This is a genomic window from Micromonospora sp. NPDC049049, from assembly GCF_040649115.1.
Classification (GTDB): Bacteria; Actinomycetota; Actinomycetes; order Mycobacteriales; family Micromonosporaceae; genus Micromonospora.
In genome coordinates this window covers 119520-144528 of the sequence record NZ_JBEZEX010000001.1, presented here as the reverse complement: position 1 = coordinate 144528, position 25009 = coordinate 119520, and the positions used below count along the sequence as shown (strand labels likewise).

23 protein-coding genes are annotated in these 25009 nt (G+C 71.5%); 11 read left to right on the top strand and 12 right to left on the bottom strand.

The features are described from left to right. Window positions 1-201 precede the first annotated feature (201 nt). Both AB0B68_RS00650 and AB0B68_RS00645 read left to right on the top strand, forming a co-directional pair. A complete protein-coding gene (locus AB0B68_RS00650; RefSeq protein WP_357257179.1) occupies window positions 202-1419 on the top strand; it encodes an SAM-dependent methyltransferase in 1218 nt (405 codons plus the stop codon). Further along, a complete protein-coding gene (locus tag AB0B68_RS00645; protein WP_355005951.1) occupies window positions 1416-2603 on the top strand; it encodes an NADH-quinone oxidoreductase subunit D in 1188 nt (395 codons plus the stop codon). The genes AB0B68_RS00650 and AB0B68_RS00645 overlap by 4 nt, the downstream gene beginning before the upstream one ends. Before the next feature lie 18 nt (window positions 2604-2621). Here AB0B68_RS00645 and AB0B68_RS00640 read toward each other — a convergent pair whose 3' ends face one another. From AB0B68_RS00640 to AB0B68_RS00625, 4 genes are all read right to left on the bottom strand, one after another. Beyond that, the gene (locus AB0B68_RS00640) at window positions 2622-4253 is read right to left on the bottom strand and encodes a hypothetical protein (RefSeq protein ID WP_357257176.1); all 1632 of its coding nucleotides are present in this window, start codon (window positions 4251-4253) and stop codon (window positions 2622-2624) included. 108 nt (window positions 4254-4361) lie between these two features. Then, window positions 4362-5366 (bottom strand): glycine betaine ABC transporter substrate-binding protein, encoded by a 1005-nt coding sequence (locus AB0B68_RS00635; RefSeq protein WP_357257173.1) that lies wholly within the window; start codon window positions 5364-5366, stop codon window positions 4362-4364. 200 nt (window positions 5367-5566) lie between these two features. After that, entirely contained in the window at window positions 5567-6307 is a 741-nt protein-coding gene (locus tag AB0B68_RS00630; protein ID WP_355005954.1) for an ABC transporter permease, read from the bottom strand. Then, on the bottom strand, window positions 6304-6990 hold the full coding sequence (locus AB0B68_RS00625; RefSeq protein ID WP_091403225.1) for an ABC transporter permease: 687 nt from the start codon (window positions 6988-6990) through the stop codon (window positions 6304-6306). The genes AB0B68_RS00630 and AB0B68_RS00625 overlap by 4 nt, the downstream gene beginning before the upstream one ends. A 29-nt stretch (window positions 6991-7019) precedes the next feature. Between AB0B68_RS00625 and AB0B68_RS00620 the strand changes: the two genes are divergently transcribed. Continuing rightward, entirely contained in the window at window positions 7020-7997 is a 978-nt protein-coding gene (locus tag AB0B68_RS00620) for an ATP-binding cassette domain-containing protein (protein WP_357257170.1), read from the top strand. A 73-nt stretch (window positions 7998-8070) separates the two neighbouring features. On the opposite strand, the gene AB0B68_RS00615 is transcribed toward AB0B68_RS00620, so the two are convergent. The 7 genes from AB0B68_RS00615 to folP form a co-directional block, all read right to left on the bottom strand. Continuing rightward, window positions 8071-8502 (bottom strand): hypothetical protein, encoded by a 432-nt coding sequence (locus tag AB0B68_RS00615; protein ID WP_357257167.1) that lies wholly within the window; start codon window positions 8500-8502, stop codon window positions 8071-8073. Between the two features lie 125 nt (window positions 8503-8627). Continuing rightward, a complete protein-coding gene (locus AB0B68_RS00610) occupies window positions 8628-8936 on the bottom strand; it encodes a hypothetical protein (RefSeq protein ID WP_357222730.1) in 309 nt (102 codons plus the stop codon). Between the two features lie 53 nt (window positions 8937-8989). Further along, complete coding sequence (locus tag AB0B68_RS00605; protein ID WP_357257164.1) at window positions 8990-10204, bottom strand: ABC transporter permease; 1215 nt, start codon at window positions 10202-10204, stop codon at window positions 8990-8992. Window positions 10205-10323: 119 nt separating this feature from the next. After that, window positions 10324-10860 (bottom strand): DUF3180 domain-containing protein, encoded by a 537-nt coding sequence (locus AB0B68_RS00600; RefSeq protein WP_355005958.1) that lies wholly within the window; start codon window positions 10858-10860, stop codon window positions 10324-10326. Window positions 10861-10879: 19 nt separating this feature from the next. Next, the gene (gene folK, locus AB0B68_RS00595) at window positions 10880-11407 is read right to left on the bottom strand and encodes a 2-amino-4-hydroxy-6-hydroxymethyldihydropteridine diphosphokinase (RefSeq protein WP_357257161.1); all 528 of its coding nucleotides are present in this window, start codon (window positions 11405-11407) and stop codon (window positions 10880-10882) included. Further along, window positions 11404-11772 (bottom strand): dihydroneopterin aldolase, encoded by a 369-nt coding sequence (gene folB, locus AB0B68_RS00590; protein ID WP_357202099.1) that lies wholly within the window; start codon window positions 11770-11772, stop codon window positions 11404-11406. The genes folK and folB overlap by 4 nt, the downstream gene beginning before the upstream one ends. After that, on the bottom strand, window positions 11769-12665 hold the full coding sequence (gene folP, locus AB0B68_RS00585) for a dihydropteroate synthase (protein ID WP_357257157.1): 897 nt from the start codon (window positions 12663-12665) through the stop codon (window positions 11769-11771). Before folP ends, folB begins: the two co-directional genes overlap by 4 nt. A gap of 356 nt (window positions 12666-13021) precedes the next feature. Between folP and AB0B68_RS00580 the strand changes: the two genes are divergently transcribed. From AB0B68_RS00580 to AB0B68_RS00550, 7 genes are all read left to right on the top strand, one after another. Continuing rightward, on the top strand, window positions 13022-13336 hold the full coding sequence (locus AB0B68_RS00580; RefSeq protein WP_357202093.1) for a hypothetical protein: 315 nt from the start codon (window positions 13022-13024) through the stop codon (window positions 13334-13336). 13 nt (window positions 13337-13349) lie between these two features. Then, entirely contained in the window at window positions 13350-13712 is a 363-nt protein-coding gene (locus AB0B68_RS00575) for a hypothetical protein (protein ID WP_053654782.1), read from the top strand. Window positions 13713-13782: 70 nt separating this feature from the next. After that, window positions 13783-17217 carry an ATP-binding protein gene (locus tag AB0B68_RS00570; RefSeq protein WP_357257155.1) on the top strand — a complete coding sequence of 1145 codons (3435 nt, stop codon included), beginning with the start codon at window positions 13783-13785 and terminating at the stop codon, window positions 17215-17217. Window positions 17218-17290: 73 nt separating this feature from the next. Beyond that, window positions 17291-19339, top strand: a complete 2049-nt coding sequence (locus tag AB0B68_RS00565) for an MFS transporter (RefSeq protein ID WP_357257152.1) — start codon at window positions 17291-17293, stop codon at window positions 19337-19339. After that, complete coding sequence (locus AB0B68_RS00560; protein ID WP_357257149.1) at window positions 19336-19893, top strand: hypothetical protein; 558 nt, start codon at window positions 19336-19338, stop codon at window positions 19891-19893. Before AB0B68_RS00565 ends, AB0B68_RS00560 begins: the two co-directional genes overlap by 4 nt. Then, window positions 19890-21068, top strand: a complete 1179-nt coding sequence (locus AB0B68_RS00555) for a M23 family metallopeptidase (RefSeq protein WP_357257146.1) — start codon at window positions 19890-19892, stop codon at window positions 21066-21068. Before AB0B68_RS00560 ends, AB0B68_RS00555 begins: the two co-directional genes overlap by 4 nt. A gap of 13 nt (window positions 21069-21081) precedes the next feature. After that, complete coding sequence (locus tag AB0B68_RS00550; protein WP_357257143.1) at window positions 21082-21681, top strand: hypothetical protein; 600 nt, start codon at window positions 21082-21084, stop codon at window positions 21679-21681. Between the two features lie 6 nt (window positions 21682-21687). On the opposite strand, the gene AB0B68_RS00545 is transcribed toward AB0B68_RS00550, so the two are convergent. Further along, window positions 21688-22242: a hypothetical protein gene (locus tag AB0B68_RS00545; protein ID WP_357257510.1), complete on the bottom strand. Its 555-nt coding sequence runs from the start codon at window positions 22240-22242 to the stop codon at window positions 21688-21690. Between the two features lie 195 nt (window positions 22243-22437). On the opposite strand from AB0B68_RS00545, the gene AB0B68_RS00540 reads away from it, so the two are divergent. Next, on the top strand, window positions 22438-24999 hold the full coding sequence (locus AB0B68_RS00540; protein ID WP_357257140.1) for an FtsK/SpoIIIE domain-containing protein: 2562 nt from the start codon (window positions 22438-22440) through the stop codon (window positions 24997-24999). Window positions 25000-25009 lie beyond the last annotated feature (10 nt).

The following is a 25009-nucleotide window of genomic DNA, read 5'->3' as shown; positions in this document are numbered from 1 at the left end:
CCACCGAACCCGGACAAGCATGTGTGAAAACCTTCACCACCACCTCAAGTGCCCTTCACCACCGTCCCCGACCGCCCCAGGCCAGCGCGTCCCCCCTGCCACCATGATCAAGTGCTGAAAAGTAGGTAACCGGAGCGTTTCTGACCTACTTTTCATCACCTGATCACCGTGCGCCGCGCCCGCTGCATTCGGAGTGAACTGATGTCGATCGCCTGGCGAGACGCGATGAGCCAAGCCCTCTATGGGCCGGGCGGCTTCTTCGTCGCCGGCACCGGCCCGGCCGACCACTTCCGCACCAGCGTGCACGCCTCCCCGGCCTTCGCCACCGCGCTGCTGCGCCTGCTCACCCAGGTCGACGCGGCCCTCGGGCATCCGTCGCGGTTCGACGTGGTCGACGTGGGAGCAGGGCGGGGCGAGCTGCTACGGGCTCTCGCCGGGCTCGCTCACAATCCCGCCGGGGTTGCGGTGGGGGTTTCCGGGGAGCCCGACCACTCCGGGCGGTCAGGCTTGATCCCTGCGTGGTCGGGCTCCCCGGAAACCCTGACTTCCACGACCTCCGCCCGTCCGGCACCCGACGGGCCGTCGTTGGCCGCCGTCCCTCCGTCGCTCGCCGAACGCGTCCGCTTCACAGCCATCGAGTACGCGCCCCGCCCGGAGAACCTGCCCGGAGAGATCAACTGGACGTCTGAGATCCCTGCCGGGATCACGGGAGTGCTGCTCGCCACCGAGTGGCTGGACAACGTCCCCCTCGACGTGGCAGTGCAATCCGAAGATGGCTGGCGATACGTGCTGGTCGACCCGGAGAGTGGTGCCGAATCGATTGGTGAGCTGGTCAGCCCGGCTGATCTCGACTGGCTCACGACCTGGTGGCCCAGCCCCACAACCTCGTCAAGTACGGACGGCGCTCCGAACCCTGGGTTGACCTCGACTGATGCCACCAGCGAGAACGAGTCGGGTTTCCGGGCCGAGATCGGCAGAAGCAGAGACGAGGCGTGGGCCAACGCCGTGCAGAAGATCGAGCGGGGCCTGGCCGTCGCTGTGGACTACGGGCACCTGAGCGGCGACCGACCTGTGGACGGGACGTTGACCGGGTACCGGGGTGGGCGACAGGTGCCTCCGGTGCCCGACGGGTCGAGTGACGTCACGGCGCACGTGGCCATGGACTCGGTCGCCTCCGCTGGTGCGGCGGTCGCCCGGTGCGCGTACTCCCTGGTCTTGCAGCGGGAGGCGCTGCGGGCGCTCGGGGCCGACGGCGGGCGACCACCGCTCAGCCTGGCCGGCACCGACCCGGTCGGCTACGTGCGGGCGCTGGCCGCCGCGTCGACGGTGGCCGAGCTGACCGACCCGGCCGGGCTCGGTGGGCACTGGTGGTTGCGCCAGCCGGTCGGCATCCCGCTCGGGTCGGCCGTGGCACGATGACGGGCATGACCACCGACGCCGGGGACCTCCGCGAACTGACCGTCGGCACCGGGGCCGGGCTGATCCCCGGCACCGGTGATCAGCAACTCGGCACCGACATGGTGCTGAACATCGGTCCGCAGCACCCCTCCACCCACGGTGTGCTGCGGTTGAAGCTGGTGCTCGACGGCGAGCGGGTGGTCGCCTGTGAACCGATCGTCGGTTACATGCACCGGGGCGCGGAGAAGCTCTTCGAGGTGCGTGACTACCGGCAGATCATCGTGCTGGCCAACCGGCACGACTGGCTCTCGGCGTTCTCCAACGAGCTGGGCGTGGTGCTCGCTGTCGAACGCCTGATGGGCATGGAGGTGCCGGAGCGGGCCACCTGGCTGCGGATGGCCCTGGCGGAGCTGAACCGGGTGCTGAACCACCTGATGTTCCTCGGCTCGTACCCGTTGGAGATCGGGGCGATCACGCCGATCTTCTACGCCTTCCGGGAACGCGAAACCATCCAGGCGGTGATGGAGGAGGTCTCCGGTGGCCGGATCCACTACATGTTCAACCGGGTGGGTGGCCTGAAGGAAGAGGTCCCGTACGGGTGGACCGGGCGGGCCCGCGCGGCGATCGGCGAGGTACGCCGCCGGTTGCCCGACCTGGACCACCTGATCCGGCGTAACGAGATCTTCCTGGCCCGCACCGTCGGCGTGGGCGTGCTGTCCGCCGCGGACGCCGCCGCGTTCGGCGCGTCCGGGCCGGTGGCCCGCGCGTCCGGGCTCGACCTGGACCTGCGCCGCGACGACCCCTACCTGGCCTACGACGAGCTGGACGTGCCGGTGGTCACCAAGACCGCCGGGGACTGCCACGCCCGCTTCGAGGTACTGCTCGACCAGGTGTACGCGTCACTGGACCTCGCCGAGCAGTGCCTCGACCGGGTGGACCGGCTGACCGGGCCGATCAACACCCGGCTGCCGAAGGTGCTCAAGGCGCCGGAGGGGCACACGTACGCCTGGACGGAGAACCCGCTCGGCATCAACGGCTACTACCTGGTGTCGCGGGGTGAGAAGACGCCGTGGCGGTTGAAGCTGCGCACCGCCTCGTACGCGAACGTGCAGGCGTTGGCCACCCTGCTCCCCGGCTGCCTGGTCCCCGACCTGATCGCGATCCTCGGCTCGATGTTCTTCGTGGTCGGCGACATCGACAAGTGACCGGAGCCGCCTGACCGGTCACCGCCAGCGGTCGGTGGGCGGCGCGCCCCCGGCACGCGGCACGTCGTCCTGCGGCGGGTAGCCGTAACGCTCGTCGACCCGCCGCCGGCCGGTCCGTTCGGGCGCGGGTTCCGCCTGGTGGCCGCGTTGGCGCGGTGGACGCCACTCGTCCGGCATCGGCACACCGCCCACCGGCAGCGCCGGCCTTTCCGGCTCGGCCCGCCGACCACCGTCGTGGCGGCGCGGTTCCTCATACCGGCCGGCGTCCTCGTAGCGGCCGGCGTCCTCGTGACGGCGCGGCTCCTCGTAGCGGCCGGCGTCCTCGTGACGGCGCGGCTCCTCGTGACGGACGGCGGCCCAGCGGTCGGCCACCCGGTACTCGGTGCCGCTGGCGTCGGCGTGCACCTCGGCCCGACGTTCGCCGACGTGCAGCTCTCGACCGTTCTCGTCGTCGCGGACGGCAGCCCACCGGTCACCGGCCCGCAGCTGAGACCAGTACTCGCCGGTGTCGTCGGCTCGCAACGGCGGCCCGGCCTGCGGCGCCGGGGCTCCCGCCCGGTCGCGCTGCTCCGACCAGCCCCGATCGTCCGGGCTGTCCCAGGATTCCGCCGCCGGCCTCTCCGGGCTGCGGTGTGACCGGGCCGGCGGGGCCGGCTCGTCGGGCTGGGCGTACGCGTCGCGCCGATCCGTCCACTCCGGTTCGTCGCGGCGGCCCGTCCAGCCCGTCTCGTCGCCGTACCCGGCTCGGGGGTGTTGCTCCGGCTCGCTCCTCGCGCGGCCGGCAGGGCGTGGGGGCTGATCGGCGTCGCGGCCCCGGGTCCACTCCTGAGCGGGAGGGGTCCACTGGCCGGCGTACCCGCCGCCGTAGCGCCCGGCCGGCTCGGCCGGGCCGCCGTCCACCACTGTGTGCCGGGTGGTGACGTGCACGGTCTCGGTGTGCCGGACCACTCCACCCGGCCGGTGTGCCGCCTCGGGTCGGTCGTGCTCCCGGGGGCGAGCTGAGCCGTACGCGATGGCGGCCGGTCGTTCCCCGCCGTACATGCCGGCGGCAGGCTTCTCGGGGGCCTCCCGGGCGTACGCCGGCTCGTCGTCGTCCGGGTGCCCGGGGCGTCCCCACCGGGGCGCGTCGTCGGGGCCGGAAACCCGGGCGCGGCCGGCCGGCGCGTCGGCTCGGTTACGGGCCACCGGCGTGTCGTCCACCGGCGGCTCGACGGCAGCCACCCGGGCCCGTGCGACGCCCGCCGGCTCGACGGCGGGGGCGGCACCGGCGAGGGCAGCACCACTGGCGTCGAGACGGCGGCGCACCGCAGCGATCCCCTCATGGGCCCGTTGCGCCTGGTCGAGTGCCTGGTTACCGCGCTGGGCGGCGGCCACGATCTCGCCGCGCAACTCCCGACGCAGCTCCTCGATCTCGTCCAGCAACTCGTCGGTGCGTGCCGAGGCGCCCTCGTTGTCGGGCCGCAAGGCGATGGAGAGGCCGATCAGCACCACCGCGAGGATGGCGAGCACAGCAGCGAAACGCAACGGGCCATTGCCGTCGGCCACCAGCAGGATCAGCGCCGCCACCGGCGCGAGAGCGACGCCCGCCCAGAAGAGCATGGTCAGCAGCGTTGGTTGACGCCGGGCGTCAGAGGTGGCCGGGGCTGGCATGGATGTGCAGCCTACCCACGACATCCAGCGGAGGGAACGGGGTCCCCGGACGCGCAGACGCCCCCGCCCGGTCGGGGCGGGGGCGTCCTCAGCACCTGCGGAAAGGGCTCAGCTGGTGGCGAAGGCGCCATCCGACGAGAAAATCAGACCCACGCTGATCGAACCGTCGCGGAGCCCGCTCTTGGTCAGCGGCCCGCCCTGGTCCAGGGAGGAGAACTTGCCGACCGACAGCCCGTAGGTCTTCTCCAGGCCCGGCTTGCAGAACGGACGCTGCTCGCACTCCGGCGGGCCACCCAGCACTGTCGCGCTGCCGGAGCACTTCGCCGCCAACTCGGAGAGGGTCCGCACGCCGTACTTGTCGGCGAAGGCCTGGGTCACCGCGAAGGCATTCTGGTCCTGTGCGGCGGCCGGGGTGCCGAAGGTGAGGCCGGCCTTGTCGCCCTCGGTCTTCAGCGCGGTCACCGTCGTGTTGATGTCCGGCGAGGAGATCGGCTGGGCGTTCTGTCCGTTGGCCTTGGTGTTGAGGAACTCGGCCATCGTCGCCGCGTACTCCGGGACGACCTGGATCTCGCCCTTCTCCAGAGCCGGCGCGTAGAGCTCCCGGTTGCCGATCTGCTGCACCTTGACCTGGTAGCCGGCGGCGCTGAGCGCGATCCGGTACAGCTCACCCAGAATTTGACTCTCGGCGAAGTTGCCGGCGCCCACAGTGATGTCGCCACCCGGGCCCTTGGCGATGTCAGCGGTGAGGTTGTTCGCGCTGGCGAACTCCTCGGCCGCCACCTTGGGGGTCTTGCGGTCCTCGTTGACGGCCTTGTTGAGCTGGATCAGCTTCGGGGTGTCGAGTGCTGCGGAAACCTTGTCCAGTGCGGCGATCAGCTGCGGGTTGGCCGCCTTGCTGTTGACCGCCGGGATGACGTTGTCGGAGTTCTGGAGCTTCTTGTCGTCCTGCAGAGCGATGAGCTGCTGGCCGGCGACCGGGGCGCACCCGGCGCCGGAGGCGCTCGTCTGGGGTGCGTCGGTGCCGGACGAGCCGGCGTCACCGCAGCCGGTGAGCAGTGCTGCCCCGGCGACGGCGCTGACCGCCCCGATCGCCAGGCGTGTACGTGCGCGCATGTGCCCGCCTTCCGTGTCCCGGCGCGGCCCGTCCCGGGCCGGCCGCGTGTCCGACGGGCGATCCTGACTGTCGGCCGCCCGCGAATGTCCACCCAACATCCTCCGGAACCGACCGACAACTTGGGATGGACTTCGTCACCCCATCGTCACCGATTTGACGACCGTGGGTCGCCAGCTCGACGCGGGCTCACCCGGACGGGTCAGGCACTCCCGGTGGCGTCGGCGGCCCGGGGCCGCCCGAGGCGCTGCCGCCCACGCCGCAGCGGCTTGGGGGTGACCAGCCGTTCGACGCCGCCGAGGACCACCTCGGCCAACAGCGCGAGCCCGGCCACCAGCACACCACCGGCGACGATCTGCCCGCCGCCGGCCGCGATTCCGATGCCGAAGCCGGTCCGGATGATCTGGCCCAGGCCGCCGCCGTTGACGAAGGAGGCCAGCGCGGCGGTCGCGATCACCTGGACCGCCGCGGTGCGGAAGCCGGCCGCCAGATAGGGCACCGCGAGCGGCAACTCCACCCGGCGCAACAGCTGCGTGCTGGACAGGCCCATCCCCCGGGCCGCGTCGCGGGCCTCCGGGTCCACCTGCCGCACCCCGGTGTACGCGTTGGCCAGCAGCGGTGGCACGGCGAAGACGGCGAGCGCCACCACGACCGGTGTCTTCCCGAAGCCGCTGGCGAAGACCACCGGGAGGATGGTCAGCAGCGCCAGGGTGGGGATGGCCAGGGTGGCGTTGGAGATCAGCACCACGAGGCCGCCACCTCGACCGAGGTGCCCCAACCAGAGCCCGAGCGGCCAGGCCACCAGGCAGCCGAGCGCCACGGCCAGGGCGGAGATCGTCAGGTGCTCGCCGAGCCGGTCCAGCATGCCGCCGGGGTTGGTCCAGTTCAGTGGGTCGTTGATCCAGGTGACGGCCTGCCCGATCGGGTTCTCCGCGACGGTCACCGTGCCCTCCGGGTGGACCAGGGGGTCACCAGTCGGGCGACCAGGATGAGCAACAGGTCGAGCACGACCGCGAGCGCAACGCAGAGCAGTGCGGCCGTCATGATCTCGGCCTTGTAAAGGTTGTTCTGGAAGCCCGCGAAGATGAGCTGCCCGAGCCCGCCGTGCCCGACCAGCACCCCGACCGTGACCAACGCCACCGTCGAGACGGTCGCCAGCCGTACGCCGGTCACGATGCCCGGCAACGCCAGCGGGAGGTCGATCCGGAACAGCCTCCTCCAGCGGCCGTATCCCATGCCCTCGGCAGCCTCGCGAACCTCCGGGGGCACCTGGTTGAGGCCGGCCACCACGTTGCGCACGATCAGCAGCAGCGCGTAGAGGACCAGCCCGACCAGCACCGTGGTCGCACCGGTGCCCAGGTAGGGGGCGATGAACGCGAAGAGCGCCAACGACGGGATGGTGTAGACAACCCCGCTGACAGCGAGGATCGGACCGGCGAGCGGACGGACCCAGTACGCCAACACGGACAACGGCAGGGCGATCAACACCGCGATCAACACCGCTCGCCCGGTGAGGGAGGCGTGTTCGCGCACCGCGGCGAGGATCGTGTCAGAGTTGTCCCGCACGTACTGCCAGGAGAACCAGGGGTTACCCGGGTCGGCCCGGTAGCTCAGGCGGAAGGACATACGTGGACGTTACCCCGGAGGCTGCCGACGTGACCCAATCCCCTCGCGCGGCGTCGATCTCCCTGGAGGGCATCCAGAAGCGCTACCCGAACGGCACCGAAGCGGTCCGGGACCTCAGCCTGGAGGTCCGGGCCGGCGAGCTGGTGGTGCTTATCGGCCCGTCCGGCTGCGGCAAGTCGACGGTGCTGCGGATGATCAATCGCCTGATCGAACCGACCGCCGGTCGCATCACGCTCGGCGACGAGGACGTCACGAACGTCGACCCGGTGCGACTGCGCCGTCGAATCGGATACGTGATCCAGAACGTCGGCCTCTTTCCACACCAGACCGTGCGGGCCAACGTGGCCACCGTGCCGGGCCTGCTCCGCTGGCCCAAGGGCCAGACCCAGGCCCGGGTCGACGAGCTGCTCGACCTCGTCGGGCTGGACCCTGCCGAGTTCGGCGGTCGCTACCCGCACGAGCTGTCGGGTGGCCAGCGGCAGCGGGTCGGGGTGGCCCGGGCGCTCGCCGCCGACCCGGTGGTGCTGTTGATGGACGAACCGTTCTCGGCCGTCGACCCGATCGTCCGGGCCCGCCTCCAGGAGGAGTTCCTGCGCCTCCAGGCCGAGGTGCGCAAGACGATCGTGCTGGTCACCCACGACCTCGACGAGGCCGTCCGACTCGGTGACCGGATCGCCGTGCTCTCCGAGGGCGGGCACCTGGAGCAGTACGACACCCCGGCCGCGCTGCTCGGCGCACCCGCCACCACGTTCGTACGCGAGTTCGTCGGCGCCGACCGGGGCATCCGCCGGTTGGCGGTCACCCCGCTCGACCGGGAGGCGCTGGAGCCGGTGCCCGAGGACGCCGCACCGGACCTGCCCACCGTCGCCGTGGACGGCTCGGCGTACGACGCGTTGGCAGTCCTGCTCACCTCGGGCCGGGACCGGCTCCTCGTGACCGACGCCGGCCGGCCGGTGGGCGCGCTCAGCCGACAGCGCCTCCTCGACCTCGGCCGCCCGACCAGCTGACAGGCCCTGGCGCACGTACGACAGTCGCGCCTGACCCCACCTCGGCGAGGTCAGGGCGACTGTCGAGGCGCGGTCAGGCGCGACCGCCGAGGCTGGCGATGCCGATGATCCAACCGGTGAGGAAGCCGTAACCGGCACCGGTGCTGGCGTCCTGAAGGGCCCCCAGCAGTGACGGTGCCGGGCCGAGCAGCGCCGCCAACACCGCAGCCAACCCGCCAGCCAGCACGTACGCGGCCCAGCCGGAGAAGAACTGGCTGACCGGGCCGGGCACCCGGGCGACCTGGGCGGCGGGCAACAGGTAGAGCAGCGCCACCGCGAGGACCACCAGCAGCACGGCTCGCAGGTCGGCGGCGAACAACCCGCCGGCCTGCCCGTCCGCGTCGAGCCGCCAGGCCGGCCAGGCGAGCAGGCGCGCGTAGAAGGCCCCGGCCGAATCCGGGTCGGTCAGGGTGACGGCCCAGCCGGTGTACGCCGGACTGCCGCAGATGCCGACCAGCAGCAACACGGCGAGCGCGCCGGTGCCGGCGGCCGTGCCGTAGCGGCTGACCGGGCCGGAACGGCGGACCAGCGACGCGATCCGCCCAGGCCCCGAACCGGTGGATCGGGCGGACCTGGGCTGCCCCGAGCCGCTCAGTGCTTCATCAGGTAGTCGATGAAGGCGGCCCGCAGCAGCGGCGCCGACTCCTCGTAGCCGTGACCGGTCAGCTCCCGCCACAGCGCGTTGGCCTCGTCGATCGTCGGGCCGATCGAGTTCGGGGCGCCATCCAGCACCGTTGCCTCGTCCGCGTTCGGCAGGTGGCGCAGCACCGACCAGAAGAAGCCCACGTCCCGATGGTCCCGGGCCCGGGCGAACGCCCGCTCCCGCAACTCCTCGGTGGACAGCGCGTCAAGCTCCTCGAACGAGGTTCCGCCCGGGGTGGCGGCAGGTGAGTCGGTCATGTCGCCGAGCCTAACGGTCGAGATCAGCTCCGGCTCGGCGGACGCGACGCGGCTCACCGCTCGTCGGTGTCCCACCGTCGCGGGCCGTCCTCCCACCGCGGATCCCGCCACGGGTCGATCGGCTGCGGCGCGGCCTGGGTCGGCAGCGTCGGAGGCCAGTTGTCGACGGACTGCGGCTGCGGCGTGGTCCAGCCCGAGCTGATCGTGCCGTCACTCACCGGCTCGGGCCGCTCGGGCCTGCCCGGTCGGGGCCGCCCGAGCGTCTCGACCAGCCGAGTCGCCAGCAACCCGACGCCGAGCGCGGCCCCACCGACCACCCAGTTGCTCAGCGTCCAGCCGCGCTCCGACGCGTACACCTGGAAGACGGTGACCAGGCCGACCGCCAACAGCGTGCCGAACACACCGCCCCGGCGGCCGTACGCGCTGGTGCCGGCGAGCAGGGCCGCGCCGACGGCCAGCACCGTCCAGTCCAACCCCGAGGTGGGCGCTACCGGCCCGGGGTCGTTGGCGGCGAGCAGCATGCCGGCCAGAGCGGCCAGGACTGTGGAGACGACAAGCGCGGCGGCGGTCACCACGGCGGCGACCGCGCCCCGCCGACGGGCCGGATCGGCGATCGGTCGGTATCTGCCGACGAGCCGACGGATCGCCCGGATCGCGCCAAACAACCCACCCAGGACGGCCACCGCGGCGAACCCGGCGAACAGGTAACCGGCGCTGCCCTTGGGGTCGTAGTCGCCCTGTACCAGCACGGGCGCCGACCGACGTTCGATGTACACCACCACGGCGGCGGCGCCGGCCAGGCTGGCCGCCCAGCCCGGCACGTGCAGCACCACCACGGCCAGCGCCAGCGCCAGCCCGCCCACCGCGGCGACCGCCACGGCCGGGCCGAGCGACTCCGGCAGACCCCTGTCACCCTGCTCGGCGTAGTGCAGGGCGGCGGCTACCGCGATCGGGCCGACGGCCAGGTTCGGCGCGGCAGTCCGCAGGCTCAACCCTGCGGCCAGTGCGAGCAACCCCAGCCCGACCGCGTCGATCAGGAGCGTGCGCAGGTTCTCGTCGCGCACCGCAGACGGATCCTCCCGCCAGAGCAGCCAGCTCACGGCGGCCAGCCCGGCCAGCAGCAGCAGCTCCCACCCCAGGTGTACGCCGATCCGATCCCGGCCGGGCTCACCGTGGGTGGGATCGTCGAAGACGTTGTCCAGTACGGCGGCCGGCACCCCGGAAGAGGGTTCGGCCGACCGGTCCCGGCCCGCTTCTTCGTAACCCATGACGCCGCCTCCCCAGTGGCCGACCGCCCCCAGTCCGGCGCACGGACGGACCCTGGGCGGCCCTTGCTCCCCGATCGCAGGCACCGTACCCGCGACCGCAGCCGGGCGTAACCCCCTGCTCAGCGCTGGCCGGGGCGGCTCTCCCGCGGGTCCTGCTCGTGCTCATCGTCCGGGCGTTCCGGCACCCGGCAGGAGCGCTCCAACCAGAGCGCGGCGCCGACCAGTGCCAGCGAGGCGAGCAGGCCTCCGCCAGCAGCCGGTCGATCGTCCAGGGCGGCGCGGGTGGTCTCCACGAAGAGCCAGCCGGTGAGCCCCGCGTAGAAGCCCGCGAAGATCGCGGCGGCCAGCGCCGACGCCTTGGCCAGCACCACGAAGCGGGCGACCAACAGCGGATTGACCGGCTCCCGACCCGGTTTGCGCTCGATCCGGCCCCGGGTGTTGATCGCGGCGTACGCCTCCAGCACGGCGAGCCCGGCCAGCGTCACCACCGGCAACCAGGGCAGCCGGGGAATCCCGCTGTAGTAGAGGGTGCTGATCAGCAGCCAGGCCACCGCCGCCGCAGCCAGGCCGGCCACGACCAGGGTCGAGATCCGGGTGGGGCCCATCCGCGACCCGTCCGGGCCCGACCCGCGGGGTGGGGGCTTCGCCTGCGTCATGCCGGCCGGTTCCGCTCGGTCATGCCGTCGACTCTAACGCCAACTCCGGCCGGGGACGCAGTTCCAACGCCCCGGCCGCCGCAGGGCCGGTGGTCAGCAGGTCGGTCAGCCAGCCGTGACCGGGCAGCCGTCCGTACGGCTGGATGTCGATCCACGGACGGAGCACGAAGGCGCGCAGGTGGGCCCGGGGGTGCGGCAGGGTCAACTCCGGGTCGTCGCTGAGCACCGGCTCGTCGTCGTCGCCCCAGACCGCGATCACGTCCACGTCGAGGGTGCGCGGCCCGAACCGCCGCTGCGGGTCACGGACCCGGCCGGCCGCGCGCTCCGCGTCGCGGGCCCGTTCCAGCCAGTCGCGCGGGCTCGCGCTCTCGTCCTGCACGAGCACCACCGCGTTGAGGTACGCGGGCTGATCGGTGTCGCCCCACGGTGGAGTCTCGTACACCCCGGAGAGCACGAGCACCGCGTCGCCGAGGGTGGTGACGGCCGTGCGCAGGTGCTCCAGGCGGTCGCCCAGGTTGCTGCCGAGCGAGAGAACCGCCCGGGTCACCGGGTACGCGCCCGGGTCATCGTGACGGCCACGTCGGTGAAGGTGTGCGGCACCGGCGCCTCGGGCTTGTGCACTGTGATCGTCGCGGCGTCGACCCGAACGTCTGCCAGGCAGACCGCGAGGAGCCGGTCCGCCAGGGTCTCGATCAGGTTGACCGGCTCGCCGGTCACCACCGCGACCAGGCGCTCGGCCAGCTCGCCGTAGTGCACCGTGGCGGCAACGTCGTCACTGGCGGCGGCCGGGCCGAGGTCCAGCTCCAGGACGGCGTCGACCACGAAGTCCTGCCCCTGAACGCGTTCGAAGTCGTACACCCCGTGCCGGCCGCGCGCCCGCAGGCCGGTCAGCTGGATCCGGTCCGTCGTCATCGCCGTACCCCATGCTCGTGATCGTGGTGGGTCAACTTCCTGTCGTGCGACGGCACGGCCAGGCGGGGGCTGCCGGTCGCCGCCCAGACGGCGAGCGCGTCGGCGGTGGCCCGCACGTCGTGCACGCGTACGCCCCAGGCGCCCGCGGCGACCGCCAGCACACTGGTGGCCACGGTGGCCGCCTCCCGCTGGGCTGTCGGTCGCGGCGTGCCGTCGGAGGCGGCGAGCAACCCACCGAGGTACGACTTGCGGCTCGCCCCGAAGAGCAGCGGGTAGCCGAGATCCAGCAACTCCGGCAGGCGGGCGCTGAGCTCCCAGTTGTGCGCGGCCGTCTTGGCGAAGCCGAGCCCGGGGTCGACGATGAGGCGGTCGGCGGCCACCCCGGCGGCCAGCGCCGCGTCGATCCGTTGGGACAGCTCGGCCCGGACGTCGGCCACCACGTCCGTGTAGGTGGCCAGGTCCCGCATGGCTCGGGAGTGCCCTCGCCAGTGCATCAGCACCCAGGGGCAGTGCGCGTCGCGGACCACCCGGGCCATGTCCGGGTCGGCCAGGCCACCGGAGACGTCGTTGACCACCGCAGCGCCGGCGGCCAGGGCGGCCTCCGCGACCCGCGCGCGGCTGGTGTCGACGCTGACCGCCACACCGGCGGCGGTCAGCTCGCGAATGACCGGCAACACCCGCTCGACCTCGGTCTCGGCGTCGATCCGCGCGGCACCCGGACGGGTCGACTCGCCACCGATGTCGACCAGGTGCGCTCCGGCGTCCCGTAGACGGACGCCGTGTCCGACGGCGGCGTCCAGGTCGGCGTACCGTCCGCCGTCGGAGAAGGAGTCCGGTGTGACGTTGAGGACGCCCATCACCACCGGGCCCGAAGCCCGCACCAGATCGGTCACGACTAGACGGTACCGGTCGCGGCGGCGGCGCCCAGCGACCCGGGTGGGCCCCGCACCACTACCCCTGACGTGCCGATTAGAACAGGTGTACGATCGGTCATCCGGGCAGCATCGGGCAGTCCCTTCGCGGCTTGTCGCAATCCGGGGCGGCCCGTACGCTTTGGAATTGGCCAGCATCGAGATGGCGAAGCTTGGAGGGAGGGCCGAAGCGGGGAAAATCCGCCCAAACCTCGCCACCCTCCGTGGTGAGTAACGAACACAGGGTCAAGAACGCCATGCCCTGTGGAGCACTTTTCCCGCCAGGCTTGCCTATTGCACCGCCGCGGCATCGCCGGCCGCGCTATGGGGAGGTTCCAGTGATCGCCTACGAGCTCATGGAGACGGCGTCGTCCGGCGTCGCCCACGCGCTCTCCACCCTGGCGTCGACTCCACTCGCGGAGCCGGCACCGAAGGGGATCGACACCAACGGTGTCGTCACCTTCTTCGCCAGCAAGATCGCGCCGATCCTGCTCGCCGTCCTGGGCGTCATCTTCATCGGCCGTGCCAGCCGAGGCGAGATATCCAAGGTGCTGACCAGCTCCGCGATCGCCATCGTCGGGCTCGCCTTCATCGCGGGCGCGGCAACACTCTTCTTCGTCGGCGATTACCTGATCGACCTGATCTTCGAATAGGCGCGTTCACCACATGCGGCTGCGCACCGACGACGACATCTACCGGGCCCGCCTGGTCTACCTCGGGCCGCCCGGTTACACCCTTCCGGTCCACCTGCCCTACGCCCAGTACGGGCTCTTCATGTTGCTGGTCCCCCTCTACATGTTCATCCACTGGCTGTTCACGTTGACGGTCGAGCTCTTCCCCGCCTGGGAGATCGCGCTCGCCATCGTGACCACGTCGTTCATCTTCCGGCACGTCGACCCCGATCGGCCGGCGCGGGTGGTCATCCGCACCGCGCTGACCGACTGGCGACGCACCCGGGAGCCGGCGGTCGAGCAGCGCGATCCGCGCCTGGTCGGCAGCCGGATCAGGATTCGGGAGGAACTGGCATGACCGGACGTATGTCGAACGGCCCGTCGCAGGACGCGGACATGGGTCTGCCGACAGCCGCCGAGGCGATCGCATGAGCCGCTCCTCCACGCCGGGCTCCCCGGCCGGCCGCCCTGGCGCACCGGTCGGTCACCGTGCGCACTCGTTCGACTACCTCGAGGACGAGGACGAGGTTGCCCTCGACCCCGCGCTGGTGACGTCGCCCGGCCACGGTGCCGTCGGCGTGTTCCAGGCACCCCGCCCGGTTCCCCGCCGGACGCCACCGGCCGAGCCCACCGCCGTGTCGGCCGGCGAGAACGCCGACATCGACTCCCCCTTCCTGGACCTCTTCGGCGGCGGAGGGCGACCCGGCGCGGCGCGAGCCGTCACGGCCGGCCCGAGCACCCGCGAGCAGCCGGCGATCCCGCATCAGCCGCCACCAACCGCCGGCCCGGCACCCGCTCCCGCGGTTCCCGAGCTCGAGCCACCGTGGACCCCCGCCGACAACGGCGGCCTACCCGTCGACCCACGACACGCGGGCGGCCACCCGGCCAGTGAGTCCCGGGTGCCGCATCAGGCAGGGGATCGACGGCCGATGGGGCGTCCGTCCGATGAGCCCGGTCCGTCCGCCGGCGGTCCGTCCGCGACCGCCGGCCCCGACCGCCGACCTGCCAGCACCGCGCCGAGTGGCCGCCCCCCAGCGACGCCGGCGGCCCGACCGGCGGCTCAGGCGCAGCCCCAGCCGACGGCCGCCAGCCGGTCCACGGCTCCGCCGGAGCAGCCGGCGATGATCACATCTGCGAATCGGCCAGCTCTGGAGCGCGCCGCGCGTCGGGCCACCGACCCGGACCGACCCAGGAGCACCGGCACCGCGGCCCCCGGTAAGGAGGTCGCCGCACCCCGACAGCGCACGGCGAGCCGGCCGGACCGACCGATCAAGCCGACCCGGGTTCGCGCTCCGAAGATCAAATTCGGGGATCGGGATCCGTCGGTCGAACTGGCCATCACCGAGATCGCCGGCCACCTCACCTTCACACCGAACACCGTCACCGCCTGGTACTGGCTGCCCGAGGTCCGCTGGGCGTTCCGGCCGGACGCCGAACGCGAGGCGCTGCTGTCGGCGATCTCCGAGCAGTACGCCGGCCTGGCCGGCTTCCGACTGCACCTGCGCCGCACCACCCGGCCGTTCCCCGCCGACGAGTGGGCTCGCACCATCGACACGCACACGGCGGCGCCGCTGCCCGACGTTCCCGGCACCACCGGCTGGGCCGACCACCTGGTCGCCGCCCAACGCCACCTGATGGCGGTCAACCACGCCGAGGGCCAGACCTACCTCGGTGTCACCTTCGCCCGGCGTTCCCTCGGCGACTCGCTCACCGAGCGGCTGCTGCGCACCTTCGGGCGAGGCACCGCCGATGGCGAGCGCCGCAAGCTCGGCCGCACCGTCGAACAGTTCGACGAAGTGCTCGGGGCATTCGGCATGCGCGGCCGACGGGTCACCGCCCAGGAGCTGGAATGGCTGCTCTACCGCTCGGTGGCGCTGTGCATGTCACCGCCGAGCACCCTCTCCCCCGTGACCGACGGGCGCTGGGAGCGCGGCGACCTGCTCGCCATGACCGAGCAGGTCGAGCGCTACCGCACCCCGTACGGCTCGACGGTCAAGCTGGTCAACCGGATGACCGGCGAGGAGCGGCACGTGGCCGTACTCGCCGTCGGCCGGATGGAGCCGCTGGAGATCCCCGAACGACACGAGCCCTGGCTGCACTTCCACGAGCGGCTGCCCTGGCCGATGGAGATCTCTACCCGCGTCGACATCCTCGGCTCCGGCGACTCCTTCCGTAACCTGGAACACCGGTTGCGGATGATCCGCTCGCAACAGCTCGACTACGCCGAACACGGCATCGACGCGCCCCCGGAGCTGGAACGACTGGCCAAGCGCGCCCTGGTGATCGGCGACGAGATGACCACCGGTCTCCCGGTCGACTCGGCCCGTGCGCACGGCTGGCACCGGATCGCGGTCGGCGGCCGGACCAGGGAGGAATGCCTGGAGCGGGCGCGCCGGCTCATCCAGCTCTACTCCCGGGAGCTGCGCATCTCTCTCCAGCACCCGAAAAACCAGGACTGGCTGGCCCGCGAGTTCATCCCCGGCGAGCCGATCGCCAACACCGGCTACGTGCGTCGCATGCCGGTGCCGTTGCTCGCCGCCGCGCTCCCCCAGGCCGCGTCCAACGTGGGCGACCGGAGGGGCGACCTGATCGGCCGTACCGCCGGCACCTGCCGCCGCCCGGTCTTCCTCGACCTGCACTTCCCCATGGAGGTCCGGGAACGCTCCGGGCTCGCGGTCTTCGTCGCCGAACCGGGCGGTGGCAAGTCCACACTGCTCGGCGCCCTGGGCTACCTGGCCGCCCGCCGAGGTGTCCAGGTGACCCTGCTCGACCCGTCCGGCCCGCTGGCCCGCCTCTGCGCGATGCCCGAGCTGCGGCCGTACTCCCGGGTGTTGAACCTGACCGGTTCGGAACACGGCACCCTGGCGCCCTACTCGCTGATCCCGACGCCGCTGCGCTCCGAGTTCGGCAGCGGGGCCGCCGGCGACCGCGAGTTCGAGATCGCCGTCTCCAACGCCCGGGCCGAGCGGCGGATGCTGGTGCAGGACATCTGCATGATGCTCGTTCCACCGCAGGTGGCCAGGGAGGCGTCGACCGCCACCCTCTTCCGGCACGCGGTCCGCCAGGTCCCCGCCGAGGAGACCTCCACCCTGGACGACGTGGTGAGCTGCCTCGGACGGCTCGACGACGACGCCGGCAAGGAACTGGCCAACCTCCTGCTGGACACCGCCGAGATGCCACTGGCCATGCTCTTCTTCGGCCGACCGCCGGAAGGGCTGCTCGGTGCCGACGCGGCACTCACCGTGATCACCATGGCCGGGCTACGGTTGCCCGACCTCAAGATCGAACGCGAGTACTGGTCAGCCGAGGAAGCACTGGCCCTGCCGATGCTGCACACCGCGCACCGGCTCGCCGTCCGGCGCTGCTACGGCGGCTCGATGTCATCCCGCAAACTCGTCGGCCTCGACGAGGCGCACTTCATGGAAGGCTGGCGGTCCGGGCGCTCCTTCCTGGTCCGACTCGCCCGCGACTCCCGCAAGTGGAACCTGGCCGCACTGGTCGCCTCCCAGAACCCCCGCGACATCCTCGGCCTCGACGTGCAGAACCTCGTCTCCACCGTCTTCGTCGGCCGCATCGCCGAGGACGCCGAGATCGCCTCCGAAGCGCTACGACTGCTGCGGGTGCCGGTCAACGACGGGTACGAGGCCACCCTCGCCTCGCTCTCCGCCGCCGACGCCAGCTCGTCCACCCGGCTCGGCTTCCGCGAGTTCGTTATGCGCGACGTAGACGGACGAGTGCAGAAGGTCCGAGTCGACGTCTCGTACGTCGAAGGGCTGCTGGACCACCTCGACACGACGCCAGCCGCGATCGCCGCGGCGGCCGGAGTCCTGCCGAGCATCCCCCTGCCGGATCTGGAGGCGTGACATGGCTAGGGCGTGTGTCAAAGCCTCGGTCGAGCCGAGGCGGAGTCCAGGCGGCGGTCCGGCAAGGCGGGAAATGACCCGGATACCGGTGTTGTATCCGGGTCATTTCCCAACGCGGCCGGTCGTCGTCTGGGCCCGCCGCAGGCCGGCCAGGGGCTTTGACACACGCCCTAGGGCCTGGGCAAGGATCGCGTCGTTCCTGCTCGCCCTTGGCGTACTGGCCGGGGCTACCCTCACCTGGCCGCTGATCGGCGCGGAGGCCGCAGCCGCCGCACCGCCCACCGCCCAGGCCCGCGCCGACCTCTGCACGACCGCCGAATGGCAAGCCGACTTCCGCACCTGTGTAGGGAAGCTGAAGCAGGTCAGCAAGGCCGAAATCGATTGCCTCAAGCCACCTGTGCCTTCCGCTCCGGATTCGGGCCTGGCTGGTTGGTTCGCCTCCCGCCCGGATTCGTCCAAGCTGCCCGGGCCGAAGGGCATCTACAGCGACTACGGCTACGGCGGTTACAGCTACAACACCTATAACGTGGAGGGCGGGTGCGCCTCCACCGTCTTGCACCCGGACTACAAGTTCACCACCACGGTCGCCAACGGCGAGCTCATGATCGCCACGGCCGTCGTGGGTGCCTCGAACGCCCTGCGTGAACGGGCCTGGGATCCCCGCTCGATGTGGAACTGGGCCGACCCACTGGTGGAGAAAGCCACCAAAGGCGTCTACGAGAAAGTGTTCAGCGTCTTCGGGATCATCACTCTCTGCGTGGTGGGCCTCTACCTGCTCTGGCGCTCCCGCCAGTCGGACATGAGCAATGCGATGACGACGGCAGGGTGGGCGCTACTGGTGATGGTGGCGGTCACCGCGCTGGCGGCCTGGCCGGTCAAGTCGGCGAACATCGCCGACGGCACCCTGATCACCTCACTCGGCGTCGTACACGACGCTCTAGGTCCGGCATCAAAAGACATCCCAGCCGACAAGTGCGTGCTTCCCAATCCGGACGCCTGCATTGACAAGCGGCCACCTGCCGTCCGTGCCAGTGACACCGCTACTGAGTCTATGCTCTACCGCAACTGGCTACGTGGTGTGCTTGGCTCGGCCGACAGCGAGACCGCTAAGAAGTACGGTCGGGCACTCTACGACGCCAAATCACTTAGCTGGGGTGAGGCAGAATCAATCCGCTCCAACCCCACCACTCGAGATGTAGTGATCGGGGCGAAGCAGCAACAGTGGATGACAGTTGCCGAGCAGATCAAGGCTGAAGACCCGGAGGCGTACGAGTTCCTAACGGGAACCCGCGACATGGACCGGATTGGCTCCGGGTTCATCGCGGTACTCGCGGCCGTGCTCTTCGCAATGTTCGACCTCACCGCGTCGGTGCTTGTGCTACTTGGCTTTCTGATCTTCCGCTGGGCGGTGATCGCTGCCCCGATTCTTGGCACGATTGGTCTCCTGCGACCCGCGAGCGCTGGGCTACGCCGACTGGCCAATGCCGTCGTTGCCGCAGTGTTCAACATCGCCATTTTCGGCACTGGCGCCGCGATCTACCTTTTCGCGGTCGATTTGATCATGAGCACGCCCACCTTGCCGGGTTGGCTCCAGGTGGTGCTGGTCTGGCTCTGCGGGGTGGTCGGGTGGCTGCTGCTGCGGCCGTACCGGCGGATCACGCAACTCGGCGGCAAGGACAGCAGCGAAGCGGTCAGTTCGGCCGGGTCCTGGCACCGCCGGTTCTTCCGCGACATGCGGACCGCCGCTCGGCTTGACGTAGCCGAGCCGGGCGGCACCGCCGAGCCGGTGGGCGGACGTCGACGGTCACCCAACGCGGAACAGACCCGACTACGCCCGGAGGCGCGGCGGGAGGACCCGGCTCCGGTGCCGACAGCCGCGGCCGAGGGCCGGCGCGCCGACACGGCGCGCCCCGATGGCCGAGAGCGGCCCGACGAGGCGCCGGCGGAGGAGGGCAGAGGTCGGAGCCGCCCAACCGCCCCGCAGCCCCGACGCCGACAGCCGGCGACCTGGACCGAGCCGGATGTTCCGGCTGAGAACCCGTCGTTCGTGGTCTACCGCCCAGGCTCCACCGAGCGTGCACCGGATCGCACCGGACCTCGGGTGCGCTCAGAGGCGAGGTGACGGCGATGCGACGGGCGCTGGAATTCCTCTTCACCCGGGCGCTGCGGTCCCGGCTGGGCGTTGCGCTCGTGATCGGGGTGGTGGTCGTCGGTGTACTCGGGGCGGCCAGGCTGATCTCCAGCGCGGGTGCTTCAACCGATGGGTTGAGCAGCCGTCCGGATGGGCCGATCATCACGGTGGACCCGACGGCCGGCGACGACGGCCTGCTCGACAGCGCGGCTCCGCCGCGACCCGTGACGTCGCCCGGCGCCCGCACGCCCGAACAGACCGCCGACCGCTTCGCCAAGGCATGGCTGGGCAGTCCCGGGATGACCACCGAAGAGTGGCAGGCTGGTCTGCGGCCACTTTCCACGCCGGCGCTGAGGGAGAAGTTGACCGGCGCCGAGCCCGAGAGCGTGCCGGCCGAGAAGGTCACCGGTCCTCCAACCATGCGAGAGCGGACCGAGACGTTCGTCGAGTTGCTGCTACCCCTTGATGCCGGCGGGCTCCGGTTGGAGCTGGTCACCTCCGATGATGGTTGGCTGGTCGACGTTCTGGACTGGGAGCGGCCATGAGCGACGTTGGTAATGCCAAGACCCGCCGCGGCCCCCTCCGGCTCGGTGTGGTCGCCGCGGTGCTCACCGGGATGCTGCTTCTGCTCTGCTGCACCGGCGGCACCGCGGCGTTCTTCCTCACCGGGCTCGGAGGCGACGACGCCGAGAACGGCGACACCATGGCAGGCATGGAGTGCGGGCCGGTCCGAGCGGTGAACATCGCGGGCAAGCTGCCGCGATTCGCCCAGTACGGCGACACACAGGTCCGCAATGCCGCGATCATCATCAAGGTCGGCCAGGACATGGGCGTGCCCTCGCGAGGCTGGGTGGTCGCCCTCGCCACCGCGATGCAGGAGTCCGCCCTGCGTAACCTCGCCAACAGCGGCGTACCCGAATCCCTGGCCCTGCCACACGAGGGCGTTGGCGCGGACCACGACTCGCTGGGCCTGTTCCAGCAGCGGCCGGGGTGGGGCAGTGTCGCCGAGCGGTTGAACCCCGCCTACGCGGCGCGCAAGTTCTACGAGAAGCTCGTCAAGGTGGGGAGCTGGCAACAACGACCGCTGACCGTGGTCGCGCAGCGGGTCCAGGTCAGCGCTTACCCGGACGCGTACGCCAAGCACGAAGAGGTAGCCAGCCGGATCGTGGACGCACTGGCCGGCGGGGCGGCCCGCACCGTCGAGATCAACGGCAAGGCGGTGTGCAACGCCGCCGAACGCGGTCAGATCGCCGCCTCCGGCTGGACCGCGCCGATCCCCGGCGGAGTCGGCTCCGGTTTCCGCACCGCCAGCCGACCCCGCCACAACGGAGTCGACATCGGCGCGGCCAAGGGCACCGAGATCCGCGCCGCAGCGACTGGTCGGGTGCTGGTCTCCACCTGCGACGAGGACGACCGCGGCCGAGAAGACTGCAACGTGGACGGATTTCCCGGCAAGGGGGGCTGCGGCTGGTTCGTCGACCTGCTGCACGCGGGCGGCTACATCACCCGGTACTGCCACATGGTGGTTCGGCCCTTCGTCAAGAAGGACCAGATCGTGACGGCCGGTCAGGTGATCGGCAAGGTCGGCAGCAGTGGCAACTCCTCCGGCCCGCACCTGCACTTCGAGGTGCACCTGCGCAACGACCGTAACGCTTCTGGCGCGGTGAATCCGGTCCCGTTCATGCGCGAGCGGGGTGCCCCGCTGCGCGCCGCTGAGTGAGGCCAGCACCTGCATGACCGGACCGTTGCCTGACCCCTTCGCCGACCAGCCGGACTGGGCACCGCAGCCACCGAGACCGCTGACCATCGTCCCCGCGACTGAGCGGGTCGAGCTACGCGGCCAACGGGTGCTGGTCGGGCTGCCCGGGATGGGTTGGCGCGGAGACCTGCGCGCTGACGACCGGGTCGTGCAGAGCGCCCGGACCTACGTTCCCGTGATCCCCGAGCACGAGTGGTACCGGGCCGAAGCCGACCAGGTCGAGGTGTTCGCGCCGTTGGTGCCGGTGGAGCGGGTCTGGGTGGAGACGGTCGGCAGCCGTCCGGCAGTGGACGACGCCCGGGACACGGGCATCCGGCTGGTCTCGCTGGACGGCCCGGCACACCGGACCCCCACACCGGTCTTCGAAGCGGACGCGGTCACCGGTCGGCGGGTGGTGCACGTCGAGGGCGGCATGGAGCACCGTGACCTTCGAGCGGTCACCGAGACCTACTCGGGCGCCGAAGGGGACATCTGCGTGCGAGTCACACCCGAGGTGGAGTGGTACCGCTGGGCCTGGCGAGGCCAGTCACCCACCACGCTGGAGGTCCCGGTTCATCTCTTGTGGATTGAATAAGTCTGCTCAGGATCGTTCGGCCTTACATACCCGCCAGCCGTCTTCGTGCCGTGTCTCAAACCGCCAACGCTGACGATCACTTTGCGATATCCCGTCCACGAAGGCTGAAAGGATGAGGTCAACTTCGACATTGGCCGAATCGCCCTGCTCTTGAACAGCGAAACCCTCCCAACTCGTGGAGATCTTTGCGCTGTAGCGGACTTCACGACCTACAAGATCGTCTCGAAGAAGCCGTAGAGCATCGAGATCGAGATCGCTTTGACAGACGAATTCGCTGGCTCTCGCGTCATTACGGTCGGCAAGAAAAGACTGAATGTAATTTGCTACGACCACGTCCGGGGTGCTGCGGTCGGGTGTCGAGGCGCGGTTGTACCAGACCACGGCGGTGGCGATGCCTCCGAGGCAGAGCAGGGCGAGCACGCCAGCGACGACGGTGAGCACCGTCCGCGTTCGGCGGCGTGGCGGCTGCGGTGCCGGCGTTGCCGGGGCGGGCGGCAGCTGCTCGGACGGTGTCCGCTGGGCCGGTACGCGGGAGACCTGGGAACCGGCGGGGGGCTGCACTGATTCCACCTCTTGAAGTTATCGGCTGGACGCTCCGGAGCCAATGCCTCAGATCCAGCGGATCGTGACGGACCCCTCCCCACCGGTGAGATCCACGACAACACCGGCGCAGCGCCGAGGCACCTCCCGGAGGAGGACCGTCGGCTGGGATACCGTCTCTGCTCGGGGAGGGGTTGCCAACCTCGGGTAGAGGGGGTGGACGCGGTGGCCGGTCCGAAGGCTCGCACGAACCGCGCCGCAGCCCTGCACCGTCGGGCGTCGGCCGTCGCGACTGCGGCTGCCGGGATCCTGGACGAGACGCGGCCGGCTCCTGCCGATCAGCGCCGCCAGTACGAGGTGGCCGAGCGGTTGCGGACGGCTGCGGCTCTGCTGGCGCCGGGCTGGTCGGGCGCTGCACAGGACTCACTCACCGAGGACTCGCCGGCCGGTGATGGTCCGCCGCCGTTCGTTCGGGTCGGTACGGCGGCGCCGTTGGACGACGCTCGCTTCCCCGCGTTGGTGCCACTTGTCGGCACCGGTCACCTCAGCGTGGACGCTGACGCACGGGAGCCGCGGGTTGCGGGGTTGCTCCGGGCCGTACTTCTGCGGTTGTTGGGTGCGGCCCCGGCGGGTGCCCTGCTGGTTCGCGCTGTGGATGCCACCGGGGCTGCGCTGACGCCGTTCGGGGCACTCGCTGATGCTGGCCTGTTACCGCCACCGGCGGTGGACGTGGTGGGTCTGCGCGCGGTGCTGACCGAGGCGGAGCAGTGGGTGACGCCGGGGGCGAGTGGGCGACGCCGCCACGATCGGACGCTGTTGCTGGTGGTGGCCGCGCTTCCGGAGTCGACAGGCCCGACCGATCTGGCGCGCATCGAGACGTTGGCCGAGCAGGGGCCGGCCGCTGGGCTGCACCTGGTGGTGGCGGGTTGGCCGCCCGCCGGCCCGTACTCGGCCCGGGCACCGCTGCCGCGCACCACTGCGCTGGCGTTGCGTAATGCGTACGCGCTGCTCGGCGATCCGCCGGGGGCGTCGTTCGCCGGGCCGGGCGCTGATCCGCCGGGCGGTTTGAACTCGCCGGTCTTCGTCGAGTCGGACCCGCCGGCCGAGCTGGTCGACGCGGTTTGTCGGCGGCTCGCCGAGCAGGTGGAGGCGGGTTCCCGGTTGGCGTTGGGTGCTCTGCTGCCGCCGACGGGTGAGCGACTGTGGGAATCGGACTCGGCCGACAGGCTGACCACGACCGTCGGCGATGCCGGGGGCCGGTCGGTGCCGTTGGGCTTCACCGAGTTGACCCCGCACTGGCTGGTGAGCGGCCGGTCAGCGGCGGGCCGGGCGGCTTTCCTGACCACCGCGTTGCTCGGCCTGGCCGCCCGGTACGGCCCGGACGACGTGGCGTTCTACCTGGCGGATCTCGGCGACGGCGAGTCCTTCGTGGAGTTCCTGCAGACCGAGCGGGACCGGTCGTGGGTTCCGCAGGTGCGCGCGGCGGCGATGGCCGCCGACCGGGAGTACGTCCGGGATCTGCTGGACGAGTTGACGGCCGAGGTCCAGCGCCGCACGGAGGCGGGCGCTCGGGCCGGGGGGCAACGCTTCGCGGAGCTGCGTCAGCACCAGTCGCTGCCCCGGATCGTCTGTGTGGTGGACAATGTGCCGCTGCTCTTCGCCGAGCGGGACCGGCTGGCCGCCGAGGTGGCCGCCCAGTTGGACGGGCTGGCCCGGGCGGGTCGGGCGTACGGCGTGCATCTGGTCCTGGCGGGTGCTGGCGAGTTGGGGCTGAGTGCGCGCGCGGAAACTGGTCATCGGGATTCGGTGCTCGGGCAGTTCCCGGTGCGGGTGGCGCTGCCGGGTGGCAGTCCGGTGTTGGAGCCGACAAACGACTCGGCGGCCGGTCTGCCGGTGGGCAGCGCGGTGGTGAACACGGCCGGCGGGCTCGGCGGCCCGCGGGGCGCGATCCGGGGTCACGAGCGGTTGATCCGTCACCCGGACCCGCAGGATCATCCGGAGGTCGTGGAGAAGCTGCGGCACGAGTTGTGGGAGGCCCGTCCGGCGGGGTCGGTGCCGCCGGTGGTCTTCGCGGGTTACGCCCGCCCCCTGCTGGGCAATGATCCGCGCCACCGGGCGGCCCTGGCGGGACAGGCTCACGGGCCGGCCGCCCTGTTGGGCCGGGCGGTGGACGTGGCCCGCTCGACGGTCGCCGTGCCGTTGGGGCCGGCGGCGGGGCGCAACCTCGCGGTGTTGGGGTCGGGCACCGCGGCGGGCGGGCTGTTGGCGACGGCGGCGCGGAGCACGTCGGCTCACCACTCGCCGGGCAGTGCCCGCTTCCTGGTGGCGGCACCGGATCCCGGGGCCCGGGTCCTGGCGGAGGCGTTGACGGCCGATCTGGCGGCCCGGCATTCGGCCGAGTTGGTGGATCTGCCGACGCTGCTCGCGGACGCGGCCCACGACCTGCCGACGTATCTGGTGGTCTTCGGGCTGGACCGGCCGGGTCCCCGGGAGCTGCCGCTGGACCGGCTGCGGTCGCTTCTGCGGGACGGGCCGCCGGCCGGGCGGCATCTGCTGGGCTGGTGGCGTGCGGTGCCGCCGTTCGCCGCGTTGTTCGAGCCGGCGGGTGAGGTCGACAAGCTGGCGGCGGTGGCCGTGCTGGACGTGCCGGTCGCGCAGCTCACGGCGGTCTTCGGTCGGCCGGTCGAGTGGCAGGTGCGCCCCGACCGGGCGGTGCTCTGGGACGGTCCGGACGAGCGGGGCACGGTCCTGGTGCCGTTCGCCGACGCGGCCGGCTGATCGGGTGGCG